Origin of the sequence: Futiania mangrovi (genome assembly GCF_024158125.1) — a bacterium.
GTDB lineage: Bacteria > Pseudomonadota > Alphaproteobacteria > Futianiales > Futianiaceae > Futiania > Futiania mangrovi.
Genome location: NZ_JAMZFT010000001.1, coordinates 1,099,112 through 1,123,273 on the forward strand (window position 1 = coordinate 1,099,112; position 24,162 = coordinate 1,123,273).

Below are 24,162 nucleotides of genomic sequence, written 5' to 3' on the forward strand. Positions count from 1 at the left end.
CTACCGGGGGCAGCCTTGCGACCTCAGCCTCGAGGAGGGATGCAGTGAGCGATAACAACAAGACTGCAACGCTGAACGTGGACGGCAAGCCGTTTGACCTGCCGGTCCACTCCGGAACCGTCGGCCCGGACGTGATCGACGTGCGCAAGCTTTATGGCTCCACGGGGAAGTTCACCTACGACCCGGGCTTCACCTCCACCGCGAGCTGCTCCTCGAAGATCACCTATATCGACGGTGACGAGGGCGTGCTGCTCTATCGCGGCTATCCCATCGACCAGCTTGCTGAGAAGTCGCACTTTCTCGAGGTCTGCTACCTGCTGCTCTATGGGGAACTGCCGACGCCGGCGCAGTGCGAGGACTTCGAAAAGACCATCACCTACCACACGATGGTCCACGAGCAGATCCAGTTCCTGTTCCGCGGCTTCCGGCGCGACGCGCATCCCATGGCCGTGATGGTCGGCGTCGTCGGCGCGCTGTCGGCGTTCTATCACGACTCCACCGACATCAACGATCCCGAGCAGCGCAAGATCGCGACCCACCGCCTTGTGGCAAAGGTGCCGACGATCGCGGCGATGGCCTTCAAGTACTCCATTGGCCAGCCGTTCGTGTATCCGCGCAACGACCTCGGCTACACCGAGAACTTCATGCGCATGTGCTTCGCCGTGCCGTGCGAGGAATACACGCCGAACCCGGTGCTGGCGAAGGCGCTGGACACGATCTTCATCCTGCACGCCGATCACGAGCAGAACGCCTCCACCTCGACGGTGCGCCTGGCGGGCTCTTCGGGCGCGAACCCGTTCGCCTGCATCGCGGCGGGTATCGCCTGCCTGTGGGGGCCTGCGCACGGCGGCGCGAACGAGGCCGCGCTGCAGATGCTGGAGGAAATCGGGAGCGTCGACCGTATCCCGGAGTACATCAAGCGCGCCAAGGACAAGAACGATCCCTTCCGCCTGATGGGCTTCGGGCACCGGGTCTACAAGAATTACGACCCGCGCGCGAAGGTGATGCAGAAGCAGTGCCACGCGGTGCTGAACGAACTGGGTATAAAGAACGACCCGCTGCTCGAGGTGGCGGTCGAGCTGGAGCGCATCGCGCTGTCGGACGAGTATTTCGTCGAGAAGAAGCTCTACCCGAACATCGATTTCTATTCCGGCATCACGCTGCGCGCGCTGGGCTTCCCGGTGACAATGTTCACCGCGCTGTTCGCGCTGGCCCGCACGGTGGGCTGGATCGCGCAGTGGAAGGAGATGATCGAGGATCCCGAGCAGCGCATCGGCCGCCCGCGTCAGCTCTACACCGGCCCCGGCGAGCGGGACTACGTGCCGCTCGGCAAGCGCTGACCGGTCAGAGGCCGAGGCGGCGGGCGATGGCCTCCGCCGCCCGTTCGGCGGGTGGACGCCCGCCCCGGCCCAGCATCTCCATGGCTTCGGCAAACGCCGCGCGCTGATCCTGGCGCGCGGTTTCGTCGTTCAGGAGCCGCCTCACGGCGGCGCTCAGGCGGTCAGGCGTGCAGGCGTCCTGCAAAAGCTCCGGCACCACCGGACGGTCGAGCAGGATGTTGACGAGCGTCGCATAACGCACACGGATAAGCCTTTGCGCGATGGCGGCGCTGAGCGCGCCAACGCGGTAGGCCACGACCATCGGGGTTCCGGCGGCCGCAAGTTCCAGCGACACGGTTCCCGACGCTGCGAGCGCGGCATCGGCGGCATGGAAGGCCGCGAACTTCTCCGCCTCTCCCGTGACCGTGAAGGTTCTCTCCCCCCAGGTGGCAAGCGCCTCGCCAATACGCGCGGCCTGAGACGGAACCGTCGGCGTCACGGTCCACAGGCCGGGATGATCGGCCCGAAGGCGATTGAGGGTCTCGCCGAAAACCGGCAGGAGGCGCGTGACCTCGGACGTCCGGCTGCCGGGCAGGACGGCAAGCAGCGGCGCGTCCGCCGCAATACCGTGGCGCGCCCGAAAAGCGGCGCCCGTAACCGGATCGGGCGGCACGCGCGTGACGACCGGGTGGCCGACAAAGGTCGCGGGCAGACCGAAGCCCGCGAAGAAATCCGGCTCGAAGGGAAAGAGGCACAGAAGCTCGTCATAGACGCCCTTCAGCTTGCGCGCGCGTCCCGGCAGCCAGGCCCAGAGCTTCGGTGCGGCGTAGTGCAGGATCGGCATGCCGGGCCGGCCTGCCCGCACCCGGCGCGCAAGCCGTCCGTTGAAACCGAGCGAGTCGATGGTGAGCAGCAGGTCCGGTGCCTCGCGTTCGGCCAGCACTGCCGCAGCCCGCAACCGGGCGAGAATACGCCCGATACTGGGCAGCACGTCGCCCAGCCCCATGACCGCGATGTCGTCGAGCGGAAACAGGCTTTCCAGCCCCTCCTCCGCCATCGCGGGGCCGCCGACGCCGACGAAACGCAACCGGCCAGGCGCCCGCCCCTTCAGCGCGGCCATCACCTCGCCCCCAAGCCGGTCCCCGGAATACTCGCCAGCCACGATCATCACCGTGCGCCGGGCTTGCGCGCTCATGCCCCCGCTCCGCAGTGCCGCGACAGGTCATGCGCGGTGTAGCCGACGACGAAGAGCCCCTCCGCATCGGCCGCTGCAATCACGTCGTGGCGGTCGAGGATCAGCGCGTCGCCCGCCCGCAGCGCGATCCCGGCCAGCCCGGCCGCCGCGGCGCGGCGCACCGTCTCCGGCCCGATCGCGGGCAGATCGAGGCGGCGCTCCTGCGCGTGCTTGGCGGCCTTCAGGAGCACGCCTGCGCGCGCGGCCTTGCCCGTGCCGCGGACATGGGCAGGCAAATCCGCAAGACGTGCCAGCATGGCGTCGGTCCCTTCGACCGCCTCGATGGCAAGCGCGATGCCGCGCGCAACGACCGCCCCCTGGCCCACGTCGAAGGGTGCCAGCGCGCCGACGATCGCATCGGCCCGCGCGATGTCGGCCCAATCCGCACCGTCGGGTGACGAGACGGTCAGGCAGCACTCCGTGGCGAGCAGGGGCGCCGCGACCTCCTCCGGCCCGACGACGCGAAAGCCCTCATCCTCGAATGCCCCGACGATGGCCCGCATCAGTGCATCGTCGCCGCCACGCAGCTTCGGTGCGAGGCGGGGCAAGAGCCGGATCCCCGTCCAGTCGAGCTTGAGGTCGCCGAGATCGGGACGCGACACATAACCGGCGATGGCAACCTCGTGGCAGCCTGCCGTGCGCAGAAGGGAGAACAGGCGCCCGACCTGGCCAAGGCCTACGGTCGCGTCGGCATCTACCTCGGCTCCCTCCCCAGCCAGCGCCACGACGAACACGCTCCGGCCCGCCGCACGCGCAGCCGCCGCCAGACGGGCGGGCAGCGCCCCGCCCCCGGCAACGATGCCGAGCGGGCCACCCCCTGTCATCAGCCGCGCGCGGGCGTGCAGAACGACCGCGAGGTGTCGGCGGTCACGAAGGCGATCACCTCCTGCACGAGGGTCGAATCCACGTACTTCTGCGCCACCGCGGCCGCCCGTTCCTGGAGCGTACCCTCTCCAGCGAAAAGCTCCTGGTAGGCCGCACGGAGTGTGCTGATCTCCGGCTTGGAGAAACCGCGGCGCTTGAGGCCCACGAGGTTCAGCCCCTGAAGAACCGCGCGGTTCCCGGTCACGAGGCCGAAGGGGATGATGTCGTGCTCAACCCCCGACATGCCGCCAACCATGGCGTGACGCCCGATGCGGACGAACTGGTGCACAGCCGACAGCCCGCCCAGAATGGCGTGGTCGCCGATCTGCACATGACCGGCGCAGGTTGCATTGTTCACGAGGATCACATGATCGCCGATCCGGCAGTCATGGCCCACGTGCGCCCCGACCATGATGAGGCAGCTGGCGCCGACACTGGTCAGTCCTCCGCCTCCCTCCGTGCCAGGGTTGAGGGTCGCATGTTCGCGGATCACCGTCCGCGGACCCACCGTAAGGGCCGTTTCCTCCCCCCTGTACTTCAGGTCCTGGGGCGCGTGCCCGACCGAGGCGAAGGGATAGACGGTCACGCCCTCTCCGAGATGGGTCCGGCCGGCGACCGCGACATGGGAATGCAGCCGTACCCCCTGGTCGAGCTGCACACCCGCCCCGACCACGCAATAGGGGCCAATGGCGACGTCGGCGGCAAGCACGGCACCGGGATCGACGATCGCGGTCGGGTGGATATTGGACATGAAGCTTCCCGCTCTCCTCAGGGATCGACGATCATGGCGCCGAACTCGGCCTCGGCCACAAGCTGGCCGTCCACCTTGGCAGCGCCACGGAACTTCCAGACATTGCCGCGGCTGCGCTCGACGCCGACATGGATGTGCAGCTGGTCGCCCGGCGTGACGGGCCGGCGGAACCTGGCCTTGTCGATGGTCATGAAATAGACGAGCTTGCCCTCGCCCTCCGGTCCGAGCGTGTGCACCACCAGAACGCCTGCAGTCTGGGCCATCGCCTCCACGATCAGGACGCCCGGCATGATCGGACGAACCGGGAAATGCCCCTGAAAGAACGGCTCGTTGATCGTGACATTCTTGATACCGACGGCCGATTCGCCCGCGCGCATGTCGACGACCCGGTCGATCATCAGGAACGGATAACGATGCGGGATCATCTTCCAGATCCGTTCGACTCCCACGGAGTCGACAGCCGCAAGGGCTCCGTCGCTCATAAGTCACCCCCTCTTGCTTTCCGCAGGCGTGTCAGAAACGCCATGTCGCGCATGAACTCCTGGATATCCTTCGCCGGTACGCCGCCATGGACCGCACCTGCCGGGATATCGCGCATGACGCCCGAGCCGCCGGCGACCTTCGCACCCGTTCCGATGGTCACGCTGTTGGAAATGCCCGTGTTGCCGCCCACCGCGACGAAATCGCCCAGCACGGTGCTTCCACCGATCGCCACCTGGCCGGACAGGATGCAATGCCGCCCTATCTGCACATTGTGGCCGATCTGGACGAGATTATCGATCTTGCTTCCTTCCCCGACGACGGTGTCGGGACCGGCCCCGCGGTCGATCGCCGAGTTCGCGCCGATCTCGACATCGTCCTGAACGATGACCCGCCCCAGCTGCGGCACCTTGGCATGCGACGGCAGGCCCATTGCGAACCCGAACCCGTCCTGGCCGATCCGCACGCCGGGGTGCAGGATGATGCGGTCGCCGAGGCGCGCATGGCTGACCGAGACGAGCGCACCGATCCGGCAGTCACGCCCGATGGTCACGTTGGCGCCGATCACCGCGTTCGCTGCGATGTGCGTTCGCGCACCGATCTGCGCGCCGGGTCCGATCCATGCACCGGCGTCGATCCTCACGCCTTCGCCCAGGCGCGCGCTCTCGTCGACGACCGCGCGGATGTCGATCCCCGGCACGACGGGGTCCTGCGGATAGAACGCCTGCGCAATCAGCGCATAGGCGCGGTAGGGATCGTTGGCGAGCACGAGACGGCAGCCGGCCGGCGCATCCTTCGCAAAGCGCGGCAGGGCCACGCACGCACCCGCCCGCGTGGTGCGAAATTGCCCGAGATACTTGCGGTTGTCGAAGAAGCTCAACTCCGCCGGGCCCGCCGAAGACAACGGGGCAACGTCTTCCACGACGAAATGCGCGTCGTCCTGATCGGCCAGTACCGCCCCGACGGCGGCAGGCAGCCGTTCGACGATCTCGGCCAGCGTGAGCGTGCAGGCCCGCGTGAAAAAGGCTGGGTCCGCCATGCCTTGCTCCTGCTAGGGCTCCGCACCGGTCAGGGTCACCTCGATCTGCGGATCGAGCGCGTCGAGGCGCGCCAGTGCGGTGGCCGTGATGTCCATGGCTGTATCGTGCAACAGCACGCGCTGCCGTTCCAGCAGGAGCGTCGCGCCCGTCTCGGTGACGAGATCCTTGAGGATCGGCTCGATCGCCGCGCGCAACTGCGACTGCGCCTTCTGCTGGGCAAGCTGGATGGCACGGCTGCGCTCCTGGATGCCCATCTGCGTCCCACGCACCTCCTCCTCGAAGGCGCGGGCACGCTGCTGGAAGCCTTCTTCCGACAGCACGTTGCGCTGCGCGTTCAGGGCATCGCGTTCGCTGCGCAGGCGACTTTCCGCCTCCGAGGCGTCGGCTTGGAGGGTAGCGTTCAACGTCTCGATCTGCGCGAGCATCCGGCGCGCGGGCTTGGAGTCGCGCATCAGGGCACCTGTGTCGACGACGGCGATCCGGGCGACGGGCAGCGTTGCCGACGGGGCAGCCTGCTGCGCCCCCGCCACCCCGCCCGCCACGGCCAGTGCAGCCGCGACGCCGCAAACCGCCAAGCGCAACCTGCTGGGCCGCCGCCCACGCGCGGGGTACAGGCCGAGCATGGTCTAGAACCGCGTCCCGGCCGAGAAGCGGAAGAACTCTGTCTTGTCGTAGTCTTCCTTGATCAGGGCCTGGCTGAAGTTGAAACGGATCGGACCGATGGGCGAGGCCCAGCCCAGACCGAAGCCCACCGAGAGCCTGAGGCTCGCATCGTCCTCGATATTGCTCAGCACGCCGATCTGACCGGTAGTGGGATCGACGCCGATGACATCCTCCTCGTCGATTCCGAACGCCGTACCGGCATCCATGTAGACGCTGCCGCGGAAGCCGATCTCGCTCAGGCCGCCCAGCGGAAACTCCACCTCGCTGCGCACGACGGCATAGTAATTGGCCCCGAGCGCATCGCGCCGGACCGAGGCCGTGTCCCGCGGACCGAGACCCGAACGGTCGAAGCCGAGGAAGTCCGAACCGCCGATGAAGAACCGATCGGTCGTGCGCGGGTCATAACCGCCGAACGGGTAGATTGCACCGCCCTCGAACCCGATGCTGGCGACGACATCGTCCAGCACCTCGCGGAAATAGACAGCGCTCGCCCGTGACTTCACCATCCGGACGTCGCCGCCGAGGCCGGAGAAGTCCTGCTCGAGCGAGAAGCGGAAACCGCCCGTGGGGTCGATCGGGTCGTTCAGGATGTCGTACGTCAACTCGAACCCCAGCGAGGAGTTCAGGTACTCCCCCTCCGAGTCGCGGATGATCGCAGACGCCGAGACCGGAACATTGAAGATCTCGTCGAGAGACAGCCGGTAGCGGGGCGAAAGGCGCCAATTGTCCGACAGCGGGAACCCCGCCTGCAGCGCGAAGCCGGTGGATTTCTGGTCGAACGAAGACTCGCTCTGGTAGTCGGTTTCGACCCGGAAAAGATCGAAGCCCGCCGACAGGTCGCGATCGAACACCTTCGGCTCGCGGAACCGGATTTCGTATTGTTGCTGCGTGCCGCTCAAGGATGCACGCAGGCGCAGGAACTGGCCGCGGCCGAGGAGGTTGCGCTCCGTCAGCGCAATGTCCCCCAAAAACGAATCCGTCGACGAGAAACCGAGACCGAACGACAGCTCGCCGGTCGACTTCTCCTCCACCTCGACACGGACGTTCGCACGGTCCGGCAGCGAGCCTGGCTGCTCATCGATCTTGACGGAGGAAAAGAAGTCGAGGGCACGAAGGTTCTTGCGCGCATCGTCGAGCAGCGTGCGGTTGAAGGCGTCGCCCTCGGCCAGCCGGAACTCCCGCCGGATGACCCGGTCCAGGGTCCGCAGGTTGCCGATGATGTCGATGCGTTCGACATAGACCCGCGGCCCTTCACGCACCTCGATGACCAGGTCAATGGTCCGTGCATCGGCATTCTTGCGCACCCGCGGCCGCACCTCGGCAAAGGCGTAGCCCCGCTCCTGGAGCGTCACGGTGATCGCGTCGACGGCCTTGTCCACCGCGCTCGCATCGTAGGTGTCGCCGGTCGCGAAACGCAGGCGGCCCTGCAATTCCTGCGCATCGACATCGACGATCTCACTCGAGACCGAAACCTCGCCGAACTGGTACTGCTCCCCCTCCTCCACCGTGAAGGTGATGAAGAAGTCCTTCTGGTCCTCGGCCAGTTCGGCGACGGCGGAGATCACTTGGAAATCGGCGTAGCCTTCGGAGAGATAGAAACGGCGCAGCTGCTCCCGGTCGAAGGCGAGACGGTCGGGATCGTAGGTATCCGTCGAGCTGAGGATCTTCCACCAGGCGCTTTCGCTTGTCGCGATCTCGCCGCGCAGGGTGGAATCGCTGAATGCCCGGTTGCCGACGAACGCGATCCGGCGGATCCCGGTCAGCGCGCCCTCGCTGATCTCGAAGACCACGTCGACCCGGTTCTGATCCTGCTGGATGATCTTCGGCTCGATATCCGCCGCAAACCGGCCGTTCGCGCGGTAAAGCTCCAGCAGCCGTTGCACGTCGGCCTGCGCCTTCGCGCGGGTGAAGACCACCCGCGGGCGCAGCTGGGTCTCGACACGCAGCTCGTCGTCGTCGAGCGCGTCGTTACCCTCGAACGCCACGCGGTTGACGATCGGATTCTCGACCAGCGAGACGATCAGCGCGCTGCCGTCCTGGCGAATCGATACGTCGGCGAACAGGCCCGTGTTGAAGAGCGTCTTCAACGACTGGTCGATACGCGACGGCGTGATCGGATCGCCGGGGCTGATCGCCATGTAGGACCGGACCGTCGCTTCCTCGATCCGCTGGTTGCCCGTGACCTCGATCCGTTCGAGCGTCACGCCCTGCTCAGGCGCGGCAAGCGGCGCGGAGGTAACCGCGGCGGTCTGGGTCAGGCCAGGCGTTGCAAGGAGCGCGGTGCCAATGGCGAAAGTGGCGAGAGCGCGGCGGAAACCGCCAGGGAACCGGCGTCCGCGCGGCGCCCCCGGGTCAGGAGAGGATACTGCTGATGGTGTCAAACACACGGAGTTGGACGAAATCGTTCCAGGTGGCGAAAACCATGAGCGACAGGACCAAAACAAGGCCAATCTTGAACCCCATCTCCTGCGCCCGCTCGCCCAGCGGTTTACCACGCACCGCCTCGAAAGCATAGAAGAGAAGGTGGCCGCCATCGAGCAGCGGAACCGGGAACAGATTGATCAATCCGATGCTTGCGGAGATGATCGCCGCCAGGTTCAGAAGCGCAAGAAAGCCGATTTGCGCCACATCTCCGGACATTTTCGCGATCCGGATCGGGCCGCCGAGCTGATCGGTCGCCTCCGTTCCGGCAATCATGCGCCCGACATAGGACAGCGTGTTGCTGACGATGAACCAGGTTTCCTCGACCCCCATCCACACCGATGTGAGCGGATCGTAGCGGACGATTCGCGCCCCCTCGCCCGAACTGGCGCTATGCTGGATGCCGAGACGGGGCTGCGCGACGGTATTGCCGAACCCGTCGTCGGACCGGACCGTCTCGGGCGTCGCCATGATCCGCTCCTGCGTGCCGGAGCGCTCGACCACGAAGGCAAGCGACGCCCCGCCCGAGGTCATCACGATCCGCTGCACGTCGGAGAAGGTCTCCACCTCCGATCCGTCGACGCTGAGGATGACGTCCCCGACCTGGAAGCCAGCCCGCTCGGCCGCGCTGTCCGGGGCGATACCGTCGACGCGCGGCGGCGAAACGTACTGCCCCACGGCCATGAAGATGCCCGCGAAGATGGCGATGGTGAGCAGGAAGTTGGCAAACGGCCCTGCCGCCACGATCGCGGCCCGCTGCCAGAGCGGCTTGAAATGAAAGCTCTCAGCTCTCTCGGCAGCCGACATGCGCGACAGGTTGTTGCGGTCGGGCGTGCTCGCCTCGCTCATGTCGCCATGAAACTTCACGTATCCGCCCAGCAGCAGCCAGGAGAACTTCCAGCGCGTGCCGTGGCGGTCGTAGAAGCCGAACAGCTCCCTCCCGAAACCGATCGAAAAGACATCGATCTTCACCCCGCACCAGCGTGCGACCATGAAATGGCCGAGCTCGTGAATGAACACGACGAGCGTCAGGACGAACAGGAACGGCACGAGATAGCCGAGCGTTCCACCGATAGCCGGGAGGTTTGTCAGAAAGTCCATGAGGGCTTTGTACCCTAAACTCGTTAATGATTATCAGATCGGGAGAGAGCTAGGCCGCCGCGAACCCCTGCGCAAGGTGACGCGCGCGCGCATCCCAATGCATGACATCCTCCAGGCTTCCCGGCACGGCGCCTGCGGCCTCCCCCACAACGGCCTCAAGCACCCGCTCGACCCCCGCGGGGATATCGAGAAACCCGATTTCGCCCGCGAGAAAGCGCGCCACGCAGACCTCGTTGGCGGCGTTGAGCACGGTGGGCGCCACGCCTTCGGCCCGCAACGCTTCCCGCGCCAGGCGCAATGCGGGGAAGCGCGTGTCGTCCGGCGCCTCGAAATCCAGCCTGCCGACCCGCGCGAGATCGAGGCGCGCGCACGGCGTCTCCATCCGGTCGGGCCATGCCAGCGTGTGTGCGATTGGCGTGCGCATGTCGGGCGTGCCGAGCTGCGCCAGAACCGACCCGTCGCGGAAGGCGACAAGGCTGTGCACCACCGACTGCGGATGAACGAGGACATCGATGCACGCCTCGCCCACCGGGAAGAGGTGCGCAGCCTCGATCAGTTCGAGGCCCTTGTTCATCATCGTGGCGGAATCGACCGAGATCTTGGCGCCCATCGACCAGTTCGGATGCGCGATCGCCTGGGCCGGCGTGGCTGCACGCATCGCCGCGATGTCCCACGTCCGGAAGGGCCCGCCCGACGCGGTCAGCGTGATCCGCTCGACATCCGACATGCGTGCCCCGGCCAGCACCTGGAAGATGGCGTTATGCTCCGAATCGACTGGCAGAAGCGTGGCGCCCGCACGCTGCACCGCGTCCATGAAGACCGGGCCTGCGGATACGAGACATTCCTTGTTGGCGAGGGCCACGACCGCCCCCTGGCGCACCGCCGCCAGAGTCGGCTTGAGCCCGGCCGCCCCCACGATCGCCGCCATGACCCAGTCGGCGGGCCGGCTGGCCGCCTCGACCAGGGCCGCTTCACCAGCCGCAGCCTCGACGCCCGAGCCGGAGAGTGCTGCCCGCAGATCATCCAGCAGCCCCTCCTCCGCGATCACTGCAACGCGCGCCTGCAACGCGCGCGCTGCCTCCGCCAAAGCCGCCACGTTTCGGTGTGCGCTGACCGCCTCAACCAGGAACCGCCCGCCGGAGCCCGCAAGTCCCGCCCGGCGCACGAGGTCGACCGTGCTGCCGCCGATGGAGCCCGTGACACCGAAGATGGAAATGCGCCGGACCGATGCCGGCTGCGGGGACTTGGCGTGGCTTACGGCCATTCGAATACCGTTTCTCCTGTCGCGGCCATCGATACATGGACAAGGATGGCCGCCGCGACAAGGCCGTCGACCCGGTCCAGTATGCCCCCATGACCCGGAATGAGCGAGCCTGAATCCTTCCGCCCGTAGAAACGCTTGTACGCCGACTCGGCAAGGTCGCCCGCCTGGGCGACGAACGCCGCGACGACGCCGACCGCCATCATGGCCACGATGCTCCCCCGCCCGGCGGCGAGGCCGAAGCCGGCACTCGCAAGGCCGGCGAACACCATCGTCCCGGCCAGTCCGGCCCAGGTCTTTCCCGGGCTGATCCGCGGCGCGAGTTTCGGGCCGCCGATGGTCTTGCCCGCCGCATAACCGCCCGTGTCGGCCGCCCAGACCGTTACCAGAAGCCAGACGATCAGCATGAGGCCGTCGGGATGCTGGCGCAGGTACAGCAGCGCCACCGCGCTCGCCACCGTATAGATCGGAGCGAGCGCCGACAGCATCTGCGGCCGCCCCCGCGTGCGCACGGCGAGCGCAAGGGTAACGGCCAATCCGATGACAAGTGCCTGCCCCGGGCCGGCAAGGATGGCGAACAGCACCCCGGCACCTACGCCACCGACCGACAGCCCCATGTCGGACCGGTCCAGCCGGGCCATGTCTGCGGCCTCGTACATCATCAGGAGGGCCGCCGCGAAGATCAGTGCGGCATAGACCGCGCCTCCCGCCCAGACGGCTGCGAGCGCGATGGGCGCCAGAACGAGCGCGCTCGCCACGCGCGTCCAGAAGGCGCGCGTGCTTCCGGCGCCGGTTCCGGGCTGGCTCATCCCGCCCTCACGACGCGGCGCCGAACCGCCGCTCCCGCCGCTGAAACTCGAAGATCGCCGCCTCGAACTCCGCCCTGCCGAAATCGGGCCAGAGCGTGTCGATGAACACAAGTTCCGCATAGGCGGCCTGCCAGAGCAGGAAGTTGGAAAGCCGCTTCTCCCCGCTGGTGCGGATCACGAGATCCGGGTCGGGAATTCCCGCCGTCTCGAGATAGGCATCGATCCGCTCCGGCGTCATCGCGCAGGGTGTCAGCGTGCCCGACGCAATATCCTTCGCAGCGCGCGCAATCGCCCGCGTCAACTCTGCCTTGGAGCCGTAATTCAGTGCCAGGACAAGCGTCAGGCCAGTGTTCGCAGCCGTTTGCGCCTCCGCGTTCTCCATCAGGCTCACGATGTCGGACGCAAGCCCGCTCCGATCGCCGATAAAGCGCACGCGCACGTTCTTGCGGTGCAACTCGGCCAGTTCCTGGCGGATGTAGCGGCGCAGCAGGTCCATGAGAAGCTGCACCTCTTCGGCAGGCCGCTTCCAGTTCTCCGAGGAGAAGGCATAGAGGGTCAGATACTCGACCCCAAGGTCGCCCGCCGTCTCAACCGTCCGCCGGACCGCGTCGACGCCCTTCTGGTGGCCATAGGTGCGCGGCATGTGGCGCGCCTGCGCCCAACGTCCATTGCCGTCCATGATGATGGCGACGTGCCGTGGGCGGGGAGTATCGGTCTTCAGCGCCTCGGCAGTCAGCATTCGGAAACTCCGGCGGGAATCGCGGCAGCGGGCCTCAGACCTGCATGATCTCTTTTTCTTTATGCGCGAGGCTCTCGTCAATCTTTCCGATTGTCCGATCGGTGAGAGACTGCACCTCATCGGCGAGTCGCTTGTGCTCGTCCTGCCCGATTTCACCGTCCTTTTCGAGGCGCTTCAGCGTATCCATCCCGTCACGGCGCACGTTGCGCACCGCGATCCGCGCCTGTTCGGCGTACTTCGCGGCAACCTTCGTAAGCTCGCGCCGCCGCTCCTCGTTCAGTTCCGGGATCGGGATGCGAATCAACGTGCCGTCCGGCATCGGATTGAGCCCGAGCCCGGCGTTACGGATCGCCTTGTCCACCGCCGACACCATCCCCCTGTCCCAAACCTGGACCGCGAGCATCCGCGGCTCCGGCACCGAGACGGTGCCCACCTGGTTGAGAGGCATGGTCGCGCCATAGGCCTCGACGGTCACGGGGTCCAGAAGGCTGGCCGAGGCACGGCCCGTGCGCAGGCCGCCAAACTCCGACTGCAGCGTCGAGAGCGCCCCCTCCATGCGCCGCTCCAGGTCCTTCTTGTTGAACTCGCCGCTCATCGCCGCGTCTCCCCGTTCCTGTTCCCGCGCACGGTCACGCCACGGATGCGGCGCGGACCGCCCGCTCAGTCGTTGATCGTCGTGCAGGTACCCTCACCCGTCAGCACGCGGGCGAAAGCGCCTTGCGCATGGATGTTGAACACGATGATGGGCAAGCCGTTCTCGCGGGCAAGCGAAATCGCAGATGCGTCCATGACCTTGAGGTCGCGCGACAGCACGTCCATGTAGCTCAGCCGGTCGTAGCGGACGGCCTCGGGATCCTTCTTCGGATCTGCCGAGTAGACGCCGTCGACCTGCGTGCCCTTGAGCAGCGCATCGCAGCCCATCTCCACGGCACGCAGCGCCGCGGCCGTATCGGTCGTGAAGAACGGGTTGCCCGTACCTGCCGCGAAGATGACGATGCGGCCCTTCTCCATGTGCCGGATCGCCCGCCGCCGGATATAGGGCTCGCATACCGTGGTCATCGGGATCGCCGAAAGCACGCGGGTCTGTGCGCCGATCCGTTCCAGCGCGTTCTGCATGGCCAGCGCGTTCATCACGGTCGCCAGCATGCCCATATAGTCCGCGCTGGCCCGCTCCATGCCCTGGGCGGCAGCCGAAAGGCCCCGAAAGATATTGCCCCCGCCGATCACGAGGCAAACCTCGACCCCGAGATCGCGGACAGCCCGGATGTCGGCAGCGATCCGTTCGACGGTGTCGTGGTCGAGGCCATAGGCCTTGTCGCCCATCAGGGCCTCGCCCGACACCTTCAGCAGGACACGCCCGTACGCCGGTTTCGCCGCCATCCGAACGCTCCTTATTCCGCCACTGTCCGTTTCGCCGCCGTACTGTCCAAGAGGTACCGCGCGTCAACCGCCTGCCGCAGCGGCCACTTCCGACGCGAAGTCCTGCTCTTCCTTCTCGATGCCCTCGCCCAGCGTGAAGCGCACGAAGGCGATGAGATCGACCGGCGCACCCGCATCCTTGGCCGCTGCCTCGACCACCTGGCCGACCCGCGACTCGCCGTCGATCACATAGGTCTGCTCGAGCAGGCAAACCTCTTCGTAGAACTTGCGCAGCCGGCCCTCGACCATCTTCTCGATCACGGCCTCGGGCTTGCCCGACTCGCGGGCCTGCTCGACAAGCACCGCACGCTCCCGTTCGATCGCGGCGGCGTCGAGGTCTTCCTTCCTGAGCGACATCGGGCTGGTCGCCGCGATGTGCATGGCGATCTGACGGCCAAGCGCCTCGAGCGTGGCCTTGTCGCCCGACGATTCCAGAGCCACGAGCACGCCGATCTTGCCCATGCCCGGCGCAACCTGGTTGTGCACATAGGATGCGACGACGCCGTCGCTGACCTCGAGCGTCGCCACGCGGCGCAGAGACATGTTCTCGCCGATGGAGGCGATCATGCCGGTCAGGTGGTCCTGCACGGTGCCGGACGTGCCCGGATAGGAGGCGCCGGAGAGCGTGTCGAGGCTGCCGCCGGACGCCAGCGCCAGCTTGGCGATGGTTCCGGCCATCTCCTGGAACTTGTCGTTGCGCGCCACGAAGTCGGTCTCGGAATTGACCTCGACGACGGCGCCCCTGGTGCCTTCGGTCGCGACGGCCACGAGGCCCTCGGCAGCGACCCGGTCCGCCTTCTTGGCGGCCTTCGCAAGGCCCTTGGTGCGCAGCCAGTCGATAGCCGCCTCCATGTCGCCGGCCGTCTCGGTCAGCGCTTTCTTGCAGTCCATCATGCCTGCGCCGGTCTTCTCGCGCAGTTCCTTGACGAGGCTTGCGGTGATCTCAGCCATGATCGTCCGGGGTCCTCTGATCCTTGGGTTTCAAAAAGAATGCGCTGTCACGGGCGCGCGCACGGGTGCGACCCGAGCCGCGCCGCGTGACCGCGACGTGTCAGTTGGCCGCAGCGGCTTCCCCACCCTCGGCCGGCAGTTCCTCCACCGCCGGGTTCTCCTGCGCGCCGAGGTCGACACCTTCCTCGCCCTGGCTCAGCATGATGCCATCGAGCACCGCGCGGGCCATGAGGTCGCAATAGAGAGAGATCGCGCGGGTCGCGTCGTCGTTGCCGGGGATCGGATAGGTGATGTCGCTCGGATCCGAGTTGGAGTCGAGCACGCCGATCACGGGGATGTTGAGCTTCTTGGCCTCCTGGATCGCGATCGCTTCCTTGTTGGTATCGATCACGAACATCATCGTCGGCAGGCCGCCCATATCCTTGATGCCGCCCAGCGCACGCTCCAGCTTCTCCTGCTCCCGGGTCAGCTGGAGCATCTCCTTCTTGGTGAAGCCCGTCGCGCCGCCGGAAAGCTGCTCCTCCAGCTGGCGGAGCCGCGAGATCGAATGGGAAATCGTCTTCCAGTTCGTCAGCGTGCCACCGAGCCAGCGGTGGTTCACGAAGTACTGCGCACACCGCCGCGCCGCGTCGGCCACGGGTTCCGAAGCCTGCCGCTTCGTGCCAACGAAGAGGATGCGGCCACCGCCCGCCACCGTGTCGCGCGCAGCCACGAGCGCCTGGTGCAGCAGCGGCACGGTCTGCGCAAGGTCGATGATGTGGATGCCGTTGCGGTCGCCGAACAGGTAGGACCCCATGCGCGGGTTCCAACGGTGGGTCTGGTGACCGAAATGAACGCCCGCCTCGAGAAGCTGGCGCATCGTGAAATCGGGAAGAGCCATGTCCTTGTCCTTTTCCGGTTATCCACCGCAGGCGAGAACCCCCGAACCGTTCGAGAGCACCGGAGGGACCATGATGCAGGCAAGACCTGACCATGCGCCCCGTACCTGCGTGCGGGATCGGGGCGGCTTATACGCCCCGGCGCCGCAGGATGCAACCTCGCGCACCTCTCCCACGCATCGGGCGATGCAAGCCTGCCGCGGGCATGCACCCACACCGGTCACACATCCTCCACCTCGACGATCCCGGGAACCGCCTTCAGCGCACCCCTTGTATAGGGTGTTACCGCGTAACCCCCGGGCAGATCGATCTCCACCTCCCGCGCACAGTCGTCGAGCATCAGGACAAGACTTATCCGCCCGCGCCCGGCGGGCGGCAGTCGCGACTTCAAATGATGCAAGGGACCGTTGTCGCGCATGAAGACACGCAGGCCTGCCGCGTCGTTCGCGAGGATGTCGTCGATTGCGCGCACGCGCAGCACGCGCAGACGGACCTGCTCTCCCTCGACCTCGGTATCCGCGGAAATGACGACCGACCTGCCCACCTCGAGCAGGTCGCGGGTATCCCGCAACATCTCGGAGAAGACCGCGATCTCGTACACGCCCGAGGGATCGGAAAGCTGGACGAACGCGAACTTGTTGCCCCGCGCCGAACGCCGTTCCTGGCGCCCGATGACGGTGCCCGCAACGCTCACCCGGCCGGGTCCCTGGGCCGCCTTGCGCAGCACCTCCGCATAGGGAAGCACGCGGGCCCGCGCGAGGGCGCGCTGGTAATCGTCGAGCGGATGAGCCGACAGATAAAAGCCGATCGCGGCGAACTCCTCCGCGAGGCGGTCGAGCGGCAACCAGTCCGGCCGATCGTCCAGACGAAGGCGGGTCGCATCCTCGTCTCCGCCAAAGAGACTGTTCTGGTTGCTCACCCGCTCCTCGGCGGCGCGCTGGGCCTCCCCGATCAGCCTGTCGGCCGCGTGGAAGAGGCGCGAGCGGTTTCCATCCAGGCTGTCGAGCGCGCCCGCACGGATCAGGTTCTCCAGCGCCCGCTTGTTGACGAGCCGAGGGTCGAGCCGGCGTGCGAAATCCTCGACCCCCTGGAATGAACCGTTCGCGCGGCGTTGCTCGACAAGCGCCTGCATGGCGCCCGCTCCCACGTTCTTGATCGCCCCGAGCGCGTAGCGGACCGCCCCGTCCTGAGGCACGAACTCCACCTCGGAATGGTTGACGTCAGGAGGCAGGACCGGGATCGAAAGCCGGTCGAGTTCCTGCTTGAAGAGGTTGAGCTTGTCCGTGTTGCCCATGTCGAGCGTCATCAGCGCCGCCATGAACTCCACCGGGTAGTTCGCCTTCAGATACGCTGTCTGGTAGGCCACGAGAGCATAGGCGGCCGCGTGGCTCTTGTTGAAGCCATAGCCGGCAAACTTCGCGACGAGATCGAAGATGCCGTCCGCCTGCCCGCGGTCGACGCCGAGTTCGACCGCACCCGAGACGAAGCGCGCCTTCTGCTGGTCCATCTCCTCCTTGATCTTCTTGCCCATGGCCCGGCGCAGAAGATCCGCCTCCCCCAGCGAGTAGCCAGACAGGACCTGCGCGATCTGCATCACCTGTTCCTGGTAGATGATGACGCCGTACGTTTCCTTCAGGATCGGCTCGAGCTTCGGGTGGAGATAGTCCGGCTCCTCGTCCCCCTGCTTGCAGGCGATGTACTTGGGAATGTTGTCCATCGGGCCCGGCCGGTAGAGGGCCACGAGCGCGATGATGTCCTCGATGCAGTCGGGCTTCAGCCGGCGCAACGCATCGCGCATGCCCGAACTTTCCAGCTGGAACACGCCCGTGGACTCGCCGCGCGCGAGCATGGCGTAGCTTTCGCCGTCGTCCAGCGGGATGGTCTCGAGGTCGACCGCAACGCCGCGCCGTTCCAGCAATTCCAGCGCCTTGGCGAGGACCGTCAGGGTCTTCAGGCCCAGGAAGTCGAACTTGACGAGCCCCGCAGGCTCGACCCACTTCATGTTGAACTGCGTCACCGGCATGTCGGAGCGCGGGTCGCGGTAGAGCGGCACAAGCTCACTGAGCGGACGGTCGCCGATCACGACGCCCGCGGCATGGGTCGAGGCGTGCCGGTACAGCCCTTCGAGCTTCATGGCATAGTCGACCATGCGCTTGACCTGCGGATCCTCCCGCTGGGCGTCGCGCAGCCGCTCCTCCCCTTCCACGGCCTCCTTCAGCGTCACCGGGTTGGCCGGGTTGTTGGGCACGAGCTTGCACAGCCGGTCGACCTGGCCATAGGGCAATTGCAGGACCCGGCCCACGTCCCGCAGAACGGCGCGCGCCTGCAGCTTTCCGAAGGTGATGATCTGGGCGACCCGATCGTGGCCGTACTTGCCCTGAACATAGCGGATCACCTCGTCCCGCCTGTCCTGGCAGAAGTCGATGTCGAAGTCGGGCATCGACACGCGCTCGGGGTTGAGGAAGCGCTCGAACAGCAAACCGAACCGCAAGGGGTCAAGGTCCGTGATCGTCAGCGCCCACGCCACAACCGAACCGGCCCCCGAACCGCGGCCCGGCCCCACGGGAATGCCATGCCCCTTCGCCCACTTGATGAAGTCGGAAACGATGAGGAAATAGCCCGGGAACCCCATGCGCGTAATGATGTCGAGCTCGAACGCGAGGCGGCTGTCGTACTCCTCCCTCGGGGCGGCGGGGGCAACCGTCGCCAGGCGCCGTTCGAGCCCTTCGCGGGCCTGGCGGGCAAGCTCCGCCGCCTCGTCCAGCCCCGCATCGCTCTCGAAGCTCGGCAGGATCGGCTTGTGCTTGCGCGGGCGGAAGGCGCACCGGCGCGCGATCTCGACCGTGTTCGCGATCGCCTCCGGCAGATCGTCGAACGCCGCGATCATGTCTGCGGGCGTGCGGAAATGATGCTGCGGCGTCAGCCGTCGCCGGTCCGACTCCACGACATAGCTGCCGTCCGCGATGCAGATGAGCGCGTCATGCGCCTCGTAGAGACCCGCGTCCGGGAAATAGACATCGTTCGTCGCAACCAATGGAAGGCCATGCGCATAGGCCCTTTCGACGAAAAAGTCTTCCGCGGCAGCCTCTTCAGGCATACCGTGACGCTGCAACTCGACATAGAGACGGTCTGGAAACGCGCGCGCAAGCCGTAGCAGAACGGCCTCCGCCGGTCCCTCGCCACCGTGGCGCAGGGCATGCCCCACCGGTCCGAACGGCCCGCCCGTCAGCGCGAGGAGACCGTCCGCGTGGGCCACAAGCCGCTCGATGGACACCGAAGGCCCGAGCCCGGAGCCCGCGTCCATGTAGGCGGCCTCCATGAGCGCAAGCAGGTTGCGATAGCCCACGGCGTTCTGGACGAACAGAGAAAGCTCCCGCGATTCCCCGTGACGAACCGCGCGCCTGTCCTCCTCGACGCCCGCATCGAGCGTCAGGGAGCAGCCGATCACAGGCTGCACCCCTTCCCCGCTCAGCGTTTCCGAGATCTCCAGCGCGCCGAAGAGATTGTTCCGGTCGGTGATCCCGACGGCAGGCATGCCGTGCGCCTTGCACAGGCCGGGCAGCTTCTTGACCGGGATCGCGCCCTCAAGCAGCGAGTAGGCCGTGCGGACCCGCAGATGAATGAAGCCGTTCGACACCGATGCCGCCTCCCCCGTCACAGACCCGGCCTCATCGCCGGGCCGGACCGGCGTGTCCGGACACCCTACCCGGCGCCCAGGACCGCGCCCCAGAGCGAAGCTACCCAAACAAGGGACGCGATGGCCAGTACCCCGACGATGTCGCCCGCCCGCGGACCGCGGTCTGACCGATGATACTGCATGGCTGCCCCTCCCGTTCTTGCTGTGTTCACAAGAACGATATGAGAACAAATGCCCTTCGTCAAGCGCCTCGCGCCGCGCTCAGCTCACCGGAACGATTCGGCCGGCAGACAGTGTCACCGCCCGGTCCATCTGCCGGGCGAGCGCATGGTTGTGCGTGGCGATCAGCGCGCCCAACCCCTCCTCGCGCGCGAGGCGGACGAGTTCCGCGAAGACCTTGTCGGAGGTTCTCGGGTCGAGGTTTCCGGTCGGCTCGTCACCCAGAAGCAGGGCCGGCCGGTTGGCGATGGCACGGGCGATGGCGACGCGCTGCTGCTCCCCGCCGGAAAGCTCTGCAGGCCGGTGGGTGAGCCGCGCCTCGAGCCCCAATGCGGTCAGCAGGGAGATGGCGCGCGTCTCCGCCTCCTCCTCCGGCTTGCCCGCCAGCCGCAGCGGCATCATGGCGTTCTCGAGCGCCGTGAACTCCGGCAGGAGGTGATGGAACTGGTAGATGAAGCCGATGCGGTCCCGCCGCAGCGCCGTTCGCTCCCGGTCGCCCAGGTGCGTGGCATCGACGCCCCCGATCCGTACCTCTCCGGAATCGGGCTGTTCGAGCAGGCCCGAGACGTGCAACAGCGTGGACTTGCCCGACCCCGATGGGCCGACGAGCGCCACAAGTTCGCCCGCGCGGATGTCGAGATCGGCCCCGCGCAGCACCTCCAGCCGCGCCTCGCCCGAGCGATAGCCGCGCTGGATGCCGCGAAGCACGAGAACGGGCTCACTCATAGCGCAGCGCCTCTACCGGATCGAGGCGGGCCGCCCGCCAGGAGGGATAGAGCGTGGCCAGGAAGGACAGCGACAGCGCCATGACGAGCACGCCCAACACGTCGCCCGCCACGAGTTCGGCCGGCATGCGCGCGAGGAAGTAGATCGTCGGATCGAACAGCGTCACGCCCAGCAGGCGCGAGATGGCCTGCCGGATCTCCTCGATGTTCCAGCAGAACAGCACGCCGATGACGAGGCCGGCAAGCGTGCCCACAACGCCGATGGCCGCACCGGCGATGAAGAAGACACGCATCACCGCGCCGCGCGTCGCCCCCATGGTGCGCAGGATGGCAATGTCGTGCCCCTTGTCCTTCACCAGCATGATGAGGCCCGCGATGATGTTCAGCGCGGCCACCAGGATGATGAGGCTGAGGATGAGGAACATCACGTTCCGCTCGACTGCCAGCGCCGCGAAGAAACTCGCGTTCGCCTCCTTCCAGGTGGTGACGCCCGCGTTGCCGCCGATCGTGTCGTAGACGGAGGGCATGTAGCGTTCGACCTGGTCGGGATTGTCGACCATCAACTCGATGCCGGTGACCTCACCCGCCGCCTGGAAATAGACCTGCGCGGGCCCGAGCCCCATGAACACGAGGCTGCCGTCGTACTCCGACATGCCCATCTCGAAGATGGCTGCAACGGGATAGCCCTTCACGCGCGGCGCGGTGCCGAACGCGGTCTGGCGGCCCTGCGGCGAGATGAGCGTCAGGGTGGAGCCCACACGCAGGCCGAGCCGCTGCGCCAGGCGGGAGCCCACGGCAACACCGCCCTCCCCAAGGCCCTCGAGACTGCCAGCCAGCACATTGCCGGCGACGAGGTCGAGGCGGGCGAGACTGTCTTGCGGCATGGCGCGTACAAGGACGCCGCTGTTGACCCCGTTGGCCGAGGCCATGACCTGCCCCTCGACAATGGGGGTCGCGGACACGATGCCGTCGATGCTGCCGAGCCGCTCCGCCAACGTCTCGTAGTCGTCGATCCGTCCGCCGTAGACCGACACCATGGCATGACCGTTCACGCCGAGGATGCGCTGAACGAGTTCGATCCGGAAGCCGTTCATCACCGCCATGACGATGATGAGTGTGGCCACCCCGAGCATGATCCCGAGGAAGGAGAACCCGGCGATGACGGAGATGAAGCCGTCGCGCCGGCGCGAGCGCAGGTAGCGCAGCGCAAGCTGCCACTCCAGTGCGCCGAAGGGACGGCTTGCGCTCACGCCGAGAGCCGCGCGATGGCGGCCTCGAGCGTCATTTCCTCCGCCTGGCCGGTCTTGCGGTTCTTCAGTTCGACGACGCCCGCGGCAAGTCCCTTGGGTCCGACGACGAGTTGCCAGGGCAGGCCAATCAGGTCCATGACCGCGAACTTGGCGCCCGCCCGCTCCGCCTCGTCGTTGTAGAGCACTTCGACACCGGCGTTTCCAAGCTGGGCGTAGGCCTGCTCGCAAGCCGCGTCGACCGCCGTGTCGCCCTGCTTCAGATTGACGAGGCCGACCTTGAAGGGGGCCACCGGCTCCGGCCAGACGATGCCGCGCTCGTCGTGGCTCGCCTCTATGATGCCGCCCACGAGACGCGACACACCGATTCCGTAGGAGCCCATCTCGAGCGGCACGGGCTTGCCGTCGGGGCCCTGCACGCTCGCGCCCATCGGCTCGGAATACTTGGTGCCGAAATAGAAGATGTGCCCGACCTCGATGCCGCGGCCAGCAACGCGGCGCGCTTCCGGCACGGCGGCGAAGGCAGCCTCGTCGTGCATCTCGTCCGTCGCGGCATAATTCGCCGTGAACCCGTCGATGGCCTTTTGCAGACCGCCGACGTCGTCGTAGTCGACGCCCGAAGCCATCCAGTCCATCTCCAGATAGGCGCGGTCGAAATAGACCTGGCTCTCGCCGGTCTCCGCCAGGATCAGGAATTCGTGGCTCATGTCGCCACCGATGGGACCGCTTTCCGCGCGCATCGGCACAGCCGTCAGCCCCATGCGCTGGAAGGAGCGCAGATAGGCGAGGAACTGCCGGTTGTAGGTGTGGCGCGCGGCCTCCTTCGAGACGTCGAAGGAATAGGCGTCCTTCATCAGGAACTCGCGGCCCCGCATCACGCCGAAGCGCGGGCGTACCTCGTCGCGGAATTTCCACTGGATGTGGTAGAGGTACTTCGGCAACTCCCGATAGGTGACCGACGCGGCGCGGAAGATGTCGGTGATCATCTCCTCGTTGGTGGGGCCGTAGAGCATGTCGCGGTCGTGCCGGTCGGTGATGCGCAGCATCTCCTTGCCATAGTCGTCGTAGCGGCCGGACTTGCGCCACAGGTCGGCGGGCTGGATCGTCGGCATCAGCATCTCGACCCAGCCGGCGCGGTCCTGCTCCTCGCGCACGATCTGCTCGATCTTCTTCAGCACGGCGTGACCCAGCGGCAGCCAGGAATAGATCCCCGCCGCCTCCTGCCGGACCATGCCGGCGCGCAGCATGTAGCGGTGCGAGGCGATCTGCGCCTCGGCCGGGGTTTCCTTGAGCGTGGGCAGGAAATAGCGGGTGAGTCGCATGGAGTGAGCCTGTCCGTGACGAAACCGATGTCCGCCGGCGTTCTTATGGCATGGACCGCGCGAAGGCAATGCGACGCCTGCGGGACGGAAATGCGGCGGCCCCGGATAGCCTTGCGCCAGCCCAGATCGTGTCGCGCGAACCGTCGCGCGCGCACGAAAATGCAGGCTGACAGACCCGTCACGAAATGATAGTTTCCGTCCGCTGGGTCAGGCGACGAGATGGGTGGCCTCAGTCTAGGGAAGAACGCCGGGGACAAACAACAAGCAACCGGCGGCCGATAAACTCGGAAACGCGCGCGGGCCTTCGGGCAATTACCGCGCGCGTTTGCCTTCGGGCCCGGCTCACCTTGCGACCGGATCGAAGCCCGGAATCGAGTCGAGCGTCAGGATCCCCGACGTCGTGAGCCAGGCATAAAGCCCCCAGATGACGAGGGCTATGAGGGTCGTTGCAATCGCCTTGCGCGCCATGTGCGCGGCGACCGGCGCGCCGGGCTCGGTCCCCTCATCCACGGTTCCCTGTTCATGCTGGCTGCGCACGCCCCAGGGCAGCACGGCGAACAGTACGACCCACCAGATGATGGCGAAGGAAACGATGCCTTCGACGATGGACATGGGCGGCCTCGCTCCCCCGCGCGTGCGTCAGACCTGCTCGATCTCGACGAGCGTGCCGCAGAAGTCCTTCGGATGGAGGAACAGTACCGGCTTGCCGTGCGCCCCGATCTTCGGCTCGCCGTCGCCGAGGACGCGCGCGCCCTCCGCCTTCAGCCGGTCGCGGGCGGCATAGATGTCCTCCACCTCGTAGCAGACATGGTGCATGCCGCCGGAGGGGTTCTTTTCCAGGAACTTCGCGATCGGGGAGTTGTCGCCCAGCGGCTCCAGCAGCTCGATCTTGGTGTTCGGCAGTTCCACGAACACCGTGGTCACACCGTGGTCCGGTTGCGGCGTCGCCTCCGACACGGTGGCGCCGAGCGCACCGCGATAGACGGCGGCCGCGGCCGCGACATTGGGAACGGCGATGGCGACGTGGTTCAGCTTCCCGATCATCCCGTGTGGTCCTCTCGAATGCCGTTTCAGGTCTTGAT

22 protein-coding genes are annotated in these 24,162 nt (G+C 66.8%); 1 reads left to right on the forward strand and 21 read right to left on the reverse strand.

All coding sequences use genetic code 11. From position 1 onward, the window contains the following. Positions 1-44: 44 nt before the first annotated feature. Entirely contained in the window at positions 45-1,340 is a 1,296-nt protein-coding gene (gene gltA, locus NJQ99_RS05265) for a citrate synthase (protein WP_269331741.1), read from the forward strand. A 4-nt stretch (positions 1,341-1,344) separates the two neighbouring features. Here the strand turns inward: gltA and lpxB are convergent, their stop codons facing one another. From lpxB to mce, 21 genes are all read right to left on the reverse strand, one after another. Continuing rightward, a complete protein-coding gene (gene lpxB, locus NJQ99_RS05270; protein WP_269331742.1) occupies positions 1,345-2,514 on the reverse strand; it encodes a lipid-A-disaccharide synthase in 1,170 nt (389 codons plus the stop codon). Further along, entirely contained in the window at positions 2,511-3,377 is an 867-nt protein-coding gene (locus tag NJQ99_RS05275) for an LpxI family protein (protein ID WP_269331743.1), read from the reverse strand. The genes lpxB and NJQ99_RS05275 overlap by 4 nt, the downstream gene beginning before the upstream one ends. Continuing rightward, positions 3,377-4,168, reverse strand: a complete 792-nt coding sequence (gene lpxA / locus NJQ99_RS05280; RefSeq protein ID WP_269331744.1) for an acyl-ACP--UDP-N-acetylglucosamine O-acyltransferase — start codon at positions 4,166-4,168, stop codon at positions 3,377-3,379. Before lpxA ends, NJQ99_RS05275 begins: the two co-directional genes overlap by 1 nt. 17 nt (positions 4,169-4,185) lie before the next feature. Then, a complete protein-coding gene (fabZ, locus tag NJQ99_RS05285) occupies positions 4,186-4,650 on the reverse strand; it encodes a 3-hydroxyacyl-ACP dehydratase FabZ (RefSeq protein WP_269331745.1) in 465 nt (154 codons plus the stop codon). Beyond that, the gene (lpxD, locus tag NJQ99_RS05290) at positions 4,647-5,687 is read right to left on the reverse strand and encodes a UDP-3-O-(3-hydroxymyristoyl)glucosamine N-acyltransferase (RefSeq protein WP_269331746.1); all 1,041 of its coding nucleotides are present in this window, start codon (positions 5,685-5,687) and stop codon (positions 4,647-4,649) included. The genes fabZ and lpxD overlap by 4 nt, the downstream gene beginning before the upstream one ends. A 12-nt stretch (positions 5,688-5,699) precedes the next feature. Then, positions 5,700-6,263: an OmpH family outer membrane protein gene (locus NJQ99_RS05295; protein WP_269331747.1), complete on the reverse strand. Its 564-nt coding sequence runs from the start codon at positions 6,261-6,263 to the stop codon at positions 5,700-5,702. 51 nt (positions 6,264-6,314) lie between these two features. After that, entirely contained in the window at positions 6,315-8,555 is a 2,241-nt protein-coding gene (gene bamA / locus NJQ99_RS05300) for an outer membrane protein assembly factor BamA (protein WP_269331748.1), read from the reverse strand. A gap of 148 nt (positions 8,556-8,703) precedes the next feature. Continuing rightward, positions 8,704-9,873 carry an RIP metalloprotease RseP gene (rseP, locus tag NJQ99_RS05305; RefSeq protein WP_269331749.1) on the reverse strand — a complete coding sequence of 390 codons (1,170 nt, stop codon included), beginning with the start codon at positions 9,871-9,873 and terminating at the stop codon, positions 8,704-8,706. A gap of 49 nt (positions 9,874-9,922) precedes the next feature. Then, a complete protein-coding gene (gene dxr, locus NJQ99_RS05310; RefSeq protein WP_269331750.1) occupies positions 9,923-11,137 on the reverse strand; it encodes a 1-deoxy-D-xylulose-5-phosphate reductoisomerase in 1,215 nt (404 codons plus the stop codon). Continuing rightward, the gene (locus NJQ99_RS05315; RefSeq protein WP_269331751.1) at positions 11,128-11,943 is read right to left on the reverse strand and encodes a phosphatidate cytidylyltransferase; all 816 of its coding nucleotides are present in this window, start codon (positions 11,941-11,943) and stop codon (positions 11,128-11,130) included. The genes dxr and NJQ99_RS05315 overlap by 10 nt, the downstream gene beginning before the upstream one ends. A 7-nt stretch (positions 11,944-11,950) precedes the next feature. Next, positions 11,951-12,682 carry an isoprenyl transferase gene (locus NJQ99_RS05320; RefSeq protein ID WP_269331752.1) on the reverse strand — a complete coding sequence of 244 codons (732 nt, stop codon included), beginning with the start codon at positions 12,680-12,682 and terminating at the stop codon, positions 11,951-11,953. 34 nt (positions 12,683-12,716) lie between these two features. Continuing rightward, a complete protein-coding gene (gene frr, locus NJQ99_RS05325) occupies positions 12,717-13,277 on the reverse strand; it encodes a ribosome recycling factor (protein WP_269331753.1) in 561 nt (186 codons plus the stop codon). Positions 13,278-13,342: 65 nt separating this feature from the next. Continuing rightward, the gene (gene pyrH / locus NJQ99_RS05330) at positions 13,343-14,062 is read right to left on the reverse strand and encodes a UMP kinase (protein WP_269331754.1); all 720 of its coding nucleotides are present in this window, start codon (positions 14,060-14,062) and stop codon (positions 13,343-13,345) included. A 63-nt stretch (positions 14,063-14,125) separates the two neighbouring features. Further along, positions 14,126-15,052: a translation elongation factor Ts gene (gene tsf, locus NJQ99_RS05335; protein ID WP_269331755.1), complete on the reverse strand. Its 927-nt coding sequence runs from the start codon at positions 15,050-15,052 to the stop codon at positions 14,126-14,128. A 100-nt stretch (positions 15,053-15,152) separates the two neighbouring features. Beyond that, positions 15,153-15,932, reverse strand: coding sequence for a 30S ribosomal protein S2 (gene rpsB / locus NJQ99_RS05340; protein ID WP_269331756.1), 780 nt, complete (start codon positions 15,930-15,932; stop codon positions 15,153-15,155). Positions 15,933-16,150: 218 nt separating this feature from the next. Then, positions 16,151-19,567: a DNA polymerase III subunit alpha gene (dnaE, locus tag NJQ99_RS05345; protein ID WP_269331757.1), complete on the reverse strand. Its 3,417-nt coding sequence runs from the start codon at positions 19,565-19,567 to the stop codon at positions 16,151-16,153. Between the two features lie 261 nt (positions 19,568-19,828). Then, positions 19,829-20,512: an ABC transporter ATP-binding protein gene (locus tag NJQ99_RS05350; RefSeq protein WP_269331758.1), complete on the reverse strand. Its 684-nt coding sequence runs from the start codon at positions 20,510-20,512 to the stop codon at positions 19,829-19,831. Further along, the gene (locus NJQ99_RS05355) at positions 20,505-21,761 is read right to left on the reverse strand and encodes a lipoprotein-releasing ABC transporter permease subunit (protein ID WP_269331759.1); all 1,257 of its coding nucleotides are present in this window, start codon (positions 21,759-21,761) and stop codon (positions 20,505-20,507) included. The genes NJQ99_RS05350 and NJQ99_RS05355 overlap by 8 nt, the downstream gene beginning before the upstream one ends. Further along, entirely contained in the window at positions 21,758-23,080 is a 1,323-nt protein-coding gene (proS, locus tag NJQ99_RS05360) for a proline--tRNA ligase (protein ID WP_269331760.1), read from the reverse strand. Before proS ends, NJQ99_RS05355 begins: the two co-directional genes overlap by 4 nt. Positions 23,081-23,422: 342 nt before the next feature. Continuing rightward, positions 23,423-23,692 (reverse strand): DUF1467 family protein, encoded by a 270-nt coding sequence (locus NJQ99_RS05365; RefSeq protein WP_269331761.1) that lies wholly within the window; start codon positions 23,690-23,692, stop codon positions 23,423-23,425. Positions 23,693-23,719: 27 nt separating this feature from the next. After that, entirely contained in the window at positions 23,720-24,124 is a 405-nt protein-coding gene (gene mce / locus NJQ99_RS05370) for a methylmalonyl-CoA epimerase (RefSeq protein WP_269331762.1), read from the reverse strand. Between the last annotated feature and the right edge of the window lie 38 nt (positions 24,125-24,162).

Bases quoted from the DNA above. Each gene is read 5' to 3' on its own strand.
- lpxB (WP_269331742.1), bottom strand. From the start codon at position 2,514: ATGAGCGCGCAAGCCCGGCGCACGGTGATGATCGTGGCTGGCGAGTAT.
- NJQ99_RS05275 (WP_269331743.1), bottom strand. From the start codon at position 3,377: ATGACAGGGGGTGGCCCGCTCGGCATCGTTGCCGGGGGCGGGGCGCTG.
- lpxA (WP_269331744.1), bottom strand. From the start codon at position 4,168: ATGTCCAATATCCACCCGACCGCGATCGTCGATCCCGGTGCCGTGCTT.
- fabZ (WP_269331745.1), bottom strand. From the start codon at position 4,650: ATGAGCGACGGAGCCCTTGCGGCTGTCGACTCCGTGGGAGTCGAACGG.
- lpxD (WP_269331746.1), bottom strand. From the start codon at position 5,687: ATGGCGGACCCAGCCTTTTTCACGCGGGCCTGCACGCTCACGCTGGCC.
- rseP (WP_269331749.1), bottom strand. From the start codon at position 9,873: ATGGACTTTCTGACAAACCTCCCGGCTATCGGTGGAACGCTCGGCTAT.
- dxr (WP_269331750.1), bottom strand. From the start codon at position 11,137: ATGGCCGTAAGCCACGCCAAGTCCCCGCAGCCGGCATCGGTCCGGCGC.
- NJQ99_RS05315 (WP_269331751.1), bottom strand. From the start codon at position 11,943: ATGAGCCAGCCCGGAACCGGCGCCGGAAGCACGCGCGCCTTCTGGACG.
- NJQ99_RS05320 (WP_269331752.1), bottom strand. From the start codon at position 12,682: ATGCTGACTGCCGAGGCGCTGAAGACCGATACTCCCCGCCCACGGCAC.
- frr (WP_269331753.1), bottom strand. From the start codon at position 13,277: ATGAGCGGCGAGTTCAACAAGAAGGACCTGGAGCGGCGCATGGAGGGG.
- pyrH (WP_269331754.1), bottom strand. From the start codon at position 14,062: ATGGCGGCGAAACCGGCGTACGGGCGTGTCCTGCTGAAGGTGTCGGGC.
- tsf (WP_269331755.1), bottom strand. From the start codon at position 15,052: ATGGCTGAGATCACCGCAAGCCTCGTCAAGGAACTGCGCGAGAAGACC.
- rpsB (WP_269331756.1), bottom strand. From the start codon at position 15,932: ATGGCTCTTCCCGATTTCACGATGCGCCAGCTTCTCGAGGCGGGCGTT.
- NJQ99_RS05350 (WP_269331758.1), bottom strand. From the start codon at position 20,512: ATGAGTGAGCCCGTTCTCGTGCTTCGCGGCATCCAGCGCGGCTATCGC.
- proS (WP_269331760.1), bottom strand. From the start codon at position 23,080: ATGCGACTCACCCGCTATTTCCTGCCCACGCTCAAGGAAACCCCGGCC.
- NJQ99_RS05365 (WP_269331761.1), bottom strand. From the start codon at position 23,692: ATGTCCATCGTCGAAGGCATCGTTTCCTTCGCCATCATCTGGTGGGTC.
- mce (WP_269331762.1), bottom strand. From the start codon at position 24,124: ATGATCGGGAAGCTGAACCACGTCGCCATCGCCGTTCCCAATGTCGCG.